This window comes from Microbacterium umsixpiens, from assembly GCF_053543675.1.
Window position 1 is genome coordinate 21,811 of the sequence record NZ_JBLVOH010000009.1, and the last position, 4,516, is coordinate 26,326.

General features: G+C 67.4%; 5 protein-coding genes and 1 tRNA gene. 4 read left to right on the forward strand and 2 right to left on the reverse strand.

From position 1 onward, the window contains the following. Positions 1-20 precede the first annotated feature (20 nt). Positions 21-103: transfer RNA gene (locus tag ACNPM4_RS00880), tRNA-Leu, on the reverse strand. Between the two features lie 112 nt (positions 104-215). Between ACNPM4_RS00880 and ACNPM4_RS00885 the strand changes: the two genes are divergently transcribed. After that, the gene (locus tag ACNPM4_RS00885) at positions 216-1,511 is read left to right on the forward strand and encodes a M20/M25/M40 family metallo-hydrolase (RefSeq protein WP_448984383.1); all 1,296 of its coding nucleotides are present in this window, start codon (positions 216-218) and stop codon (positions 1,509-1,511) included. Between the two features lie 40 nt (positions 1,512-1,551). Then, positions 1,552-2,376, forward strand: a complete 825-nt coding sequence (locus ACNPM4_RS00890; RefSeq protein WP_105709918.1) for an undecaprenyl-diphosphate phosphatase — start codon at positions 1,552-1,554, stop codon at positions 2,374-2,376. Between the two features lie 7 nt (positions 2,377-2,383). Here the strand turns inward: ACNPM4_RS00890 and ACNPM4_RS00895 are convergent, their stop codons facing one another. Beyond that, positions 2,384-3,232 carry a PAC2 family protein gene (locus ACNPM4_RS00895; protein WP_029263408.1) on the reverse strand — a complete coding sequence of 283 codons (849 nt, stop codon included), beginning with the start codon at positions 3,230-3,232 and terminating at the stop codon, positions 2,384-2,386. Between the two features lie 81 nt (positions 3,233-3,313). Between ACNPM4_RS00895 and ACNPM4_RS00900 the strand changes: the two genes are divergently transcribed. Both ACNPM4_RS00900 and ACNPM4_RS00905 read left to right on the forward strand, forming a co-directional pair. Further along, positions 3,314-4,006, forward strand: coding sequence for an HAD family hydrolase (locus tag ACNPM4_RS00900; protein WP_448984384.1), 693 nt, complete (start codon positions 3,314-3,316; stop codon positions 4,004-4,006). Beyond that, positions 4,003-4,516: tRNA (adenine-N1)-methyltransferase (locus ACNPM4_RS00905; RefSeq protein ID WP_448984385.1), on the forward strand; the 514-nt coding region annotated here is incomplete at its 3' end. The genes ACNPM4_RS00900 and ACNPM4_RS00905, both read left to right, overlap by 4 nt.

The following is a 4,516-nucleotide window of genomic DNA, read 5'->3' on the forward strand; positions in this document are numbered from 1 at the left end:
CGGGGGCCTTCTTCTACCTGTGCGCGGAGGGGGACTTGAACCCCCACGCCCTTACGGGCACTACGACCTCAACGTAGCGCGTCTACCATTCCGCCACCCGCGCAGGTTTTGGATGATCGTTGCCGACCGAAGAATGACATTACCACGTTCCCCGCGGCCTCTCGAACCGAGCGGTACGCCCGGGCGTGGCTCGCCGTTTCGATAGCCTGGAGCACATGACCGATCCCTCTCTTCCCGAGGTCGTGCGCATCGCCAGCGACCTCATCCGCTTCGACACATCCAACTTCGGTGGAGGGAATGCGAAGGGCGAGCGTGAGGCTGCGGAGTACGTGGGCGCCTACCTCGAGGAGCTCGGGCTGGAGGTCGAGTACTACGAGCCGATCGAGCGCCGTACCAACGTGATGGCCCGTGTTCCGGGCCGCGATCGGACCAAACCCGCACTCGTCGTGCATGGACATCTCGACGTCGTGCCCGCGATGGCCGACGCCTGGAGCGTCGATCCGTTCGCCGGCCTCGTCCAGGACGGCATGCTGTGGGGACGCGGCGCCGTGGACATGAAGAACATGAACGCGATGATCCTCACCTCCGTCGCCGAGATCCTGCGGGCGGGGGAGCAGCCGGAGCGCGACCTCATCCTGGCGTTCTTCGCCGACGAAGAGAACGGGGGCGTCGAAGGTTCGGCTCTCGTCGTCCAGAACCGCCCGGAGTGGTTCGAAGGGGCGACGGCCGCGATCAGCGAGGTCGGGGGGTACTCGATCACTGTGGACGATCGGCGTGCGTACCTGCTGCAGGTCGGCGAGAAGGCGCTGATCTGGATCCGCCTGGTGGCGAAGGGTCGTGCGGGTCACGGCAGCCGCCTGCACGACGACAATGCCGTGACGAAGCTCTCGGAGGCCGTCGCGGCGATCGGCCGCACGCGCTGGCCGATCCGTCTGACGCCGACGACCACGGCGCTGCTGGAGGGCCTCAGCGCGCTGAGCGGGCGCAGTGCCGACGACCCCGATGCCCTCGCCGCTGCCGCGGGCCCCGCGGAGGCGTTCCTGAGGTCATCGTTCCGGACGACCACGAATCCCACGGCTCTGACCGCCGGATACAAGCACAACGTGATCCCGGAGCGTGCCGAGGCACTCATCGATGTCCGCGTCATCCCCGGGACCGAAGACGATGTGCTCGCCGAGTTGCAGCAGATCGTCGGTGACGACATCGAGATCCAGACGGTCGTCCGTGACATCGGCATGGAGACACCGTTCGAGGGCGAGCTCGTCGAGGCGATGGTCGCCAGCATCGGTCGCCACGACCCCGGTGTCCCCGTGATCCCGTACCTGCTGGGCGCCGGCACCGACAACAAGGCGCTGGCCTACCTGGGCATCACCGGGTACGGCTTCGCGCCGTTGAAGCTCCCCGCCGACTTGGACTTCACAGGCATGTTCCACGGAGTCGATGAGCGAGTACCCGTAGAATCGCTTGTCTTCGGCCAGCGGGTGCTGGCCGATCTGCTGCGCACGTACTGAGCGCTGCGCGCTCCGTGCCTCTCTGAACTGAAAGCTCTCCATGCACCTGCTCGAAGCACTGATCCTGGGCATCGTCCAGGGACTCACCGAGTTCCTCCCGATCTCCTCCAGCGCCCATCTGCGCATCCTCGGCACGTTCCTGCCGTCGGGCGAGGACCCGGGCGCGGCCTTCACCGCGATCACACAGATCGGTACCGAGGCCGCGGTCGTCGTGTTCTTCTGGCGTGACATCGTGCGCATCATCGGCCAGTGGTTCCGCTCGCTCGTCGGCAAGGCGCCGCGCAATGATCCCGACGCGCGGATGGGCTGGATGATCATCATCGGCAGCATCCCGATCGTGGTTCTCGGGCTGCTCTTCCAGGACCAGATCGAGACGGTCCTCCGGTCGATGTGGATCGTCGCGATCATGCTCATCGTCTTCGGCATCCTGCTCGGCGTCGCCGACTACGTCGGGGCGAAGCGCCGGAAGTTGAACGACCTCACGTACCCGCACGGCATCGCCTTCGGATTCGCGCAGGCACTGGCGCTGATCCCGGGCGTCTCCCGCTCGGGCGGCACCATCACGATGGGGCTCTTCCTCGGTTACGAGCGCGCCGCTGCCGCCCGCTACGCCTTCCTGCTCGCGATCCCCGCGGTGTTCGGCAGTGGCTTCTACCAGGTGTTCAAGAGCTGGGACGAGCCGTCGTTCTTCTCGTTCGGCGACACGCTCGCGGCGACGGGCATCGCGTTCGTGGTGGCGCTCGGCGTCATCGCGTTCTTCATGAACTGGATCTCGAAGCGCAGCTTCCTGCCGTTCGTGATCTACCGGATCCTGCTCGGCACCGTGCTCCTGGTCCTACTCGGTACCGGTGTGATCGCGGCCTGACCCGGACTCAGCGCTTGCGGTCTCCTGGACCGTCGTCGCGACGGCGGAGATACCGCTCGAATGCCTGCGCGATCGCATCGCCGGACGCCTCGGGGGAGTCCCACGTGTCGCGAGTGCGCTCGAGCTGACGGATGTACTCGGCCATGTCTTCGTCCTCCGACGCGGCCGCATCGATCGAAGCCTCCCACGCCGCGGCCTCGGTGCGCAGCGTCTGGCGATCCACATCGGCGCCGGTCAGCTCCTCGAGCCGGTCGAGCAGGGCGAGAGTCACCTTCGGCGAGGGCGTCGCCGACGCGACGTAATGCGGCACGCTGGCCCACAGGCTGGCGGTGGGGATCCCCGCGTTCTCGGCGAAGTGCTCGATGACGGAAAGGATGCCGACCGGGCCCTCGTAGAGCGAGCGCTCGAGGTCGTGAGCTTCCCGCACCTGCTCGTTCTGGCTGGACGCGAAGATCGAGATCGGCCGGGTGTGGGGGACGTCCGAGAGCATCGCGCCGAGGGTGACGAGTCCGGTGATGTCATCGCGCAGAGCCACGTCGATGAACTCCGAGGCGAACGCCTGCCAGGTTCGCGCGGGCTCCGCGCCGGTGAGTAGCCAGAACTCGGGTCCCGGCCCCGGATCGCGGGGACGCCACAGCCCGGCCTCCGGCCACGTCAATCGACGTCGGCCCTCGGCATCCATCCGGCTCGACGGTCGGGTGTACTGGTAATCGAAGTACAGCTCGGGATCGACGGAGTGCACGAGGTCGTACTCCGATGAAGCCCGCAGCGCCTCGATGGCGCCACTCGCCGCTTCACCCGCATCGTTCCAGCCGTCGAAGGCGGCGATGACGATGCGCTGACCGAGAACATCCATCGTGGGCTCCCTTCGAGATCGTGGACGAGATCCTTCCAGGCTAGTCCGCGACGGCGGGATGCGGGCGGTACCCCGGCTAGCATGGGTTCAGTGAGCAGAAAGCCCAGCGCGGTCCTGTGGGACATGGATGGAACACTCGTCGACACCGAACCCTATTGGATGGCGGCCGAGACGGCGCTGGTCGAATCCTTCGGCGGATCGTGGAGTCACGCGGATGCGCTGCAGCTCGTCGGAAGCGGCCTGCTCGACAGCGCGGTGATCCTCCAGGGGGCTGGCGTCACGATGGAGGCCCAGGCGATCGTCGACAATTTGACCGACGCCGTGCAGGATTCGCTCCGCACCAGTGGCGTGCCGTTCCGCCCGGGAGCTCGCGAACTCCTGAGCGACCTTCGGAGCGCGGGAATTCCGACGGGTCTCGTGACGATGTCCCTGCGGAGGATGGCGCTGAGCGTCGTCGATCTGATCGACTTCGAGGCGTTCGACCTCGTCGTGGCCGGGGACGATGTGGACAACCCGAAGCCGCACCCGGAGCCCTACCTGCAGGCCGCGGCACTTCTCGACGTCGACATCGCCGAGGTGATCGTCATCGAGGATTCGCCGACCGGCGTCCGCGCCGGACTCGCCTCGGGTGCGCTGACCCTCGCGGTGCCGCACATCGTGCCGCTGGACCATCTCGGCGCGCACGGGCTGTGGCCGACCCTTGCCGGGCGGAACGCCGGCGACCTCACCGACCTCTTCGACAGCATCAACGTCGCGACAGGAGCCAACCGATGACCGAGAGCCGCGTACCGAGGCCGAGTGGTCCTTTCCGACCGGGGGACCGAGTGCAGCTGACCGGTCCGAAGGGCCGCCTGCACACGGTGACGCTCCGCGAGGACGGGGAGCTGCACACGCACCAGGGCGTGCTGCGCCATCGTGACCTGATCGGCCTTCCCGACGGCTCCGTCGTGGCCAACAGCTCCGGACACGACTACCTGGCGCTCCGTCCCCTGCTGAGGGACTTCGCGATGTCGATGCCCCGCGGTGCAGCGATCGTGTACCCGAAGGATGCGGCGCAGATCGTGATGCAGGCCGACATCTTCCCCGGAGCGACGGTCGTCGAGGCCGGGGTCGGATCCGGGGCGCTCTCCCTTTCGCTCCTGCGGGCCGTCGGCCCGGGGGGAAACCTGATCTCGTTCGAACGCCGCGAGGACTTCGCCGACGTCGCCCGCGGCAACGTCGAGACGTTCTTCGGCGAACACCCCGACACCTGGCGCGTCGTCGTGGGCGACCTCGTCGAGTCGC

Coding starts and splice junctions, on each gene's coding strand:
- ACNPM4_RS00890 (WP_105709918.1), top strand. CDS start 1,552: ATGCACCTGCTCGAAGCACTGATCCTGGGCATCGTCCAGGGACTCACC.
- ACNPM4_RS00895 (WP_029263408.1), bottom strand. CDS start 3,232: ATGGATGTTCTCGGTCAGCGCATCGTCATCGCCGCCTTCGACGGCTGG.
- ACNPM4_RS00885 (WP_448984383.1), top strand. CDS start 216: ATGACCGATCCCTCTCTTCCCGAGGTCGTGCGCATCGCCAGCGACCTC.
- ACNPM4_RS00900 (WP_448984384.1), top strand. CDS start 3,314: ATGGGTTCAGTGAGCAGAAAGCCCAGCGCGGTCCTGTGGGACATGGAT.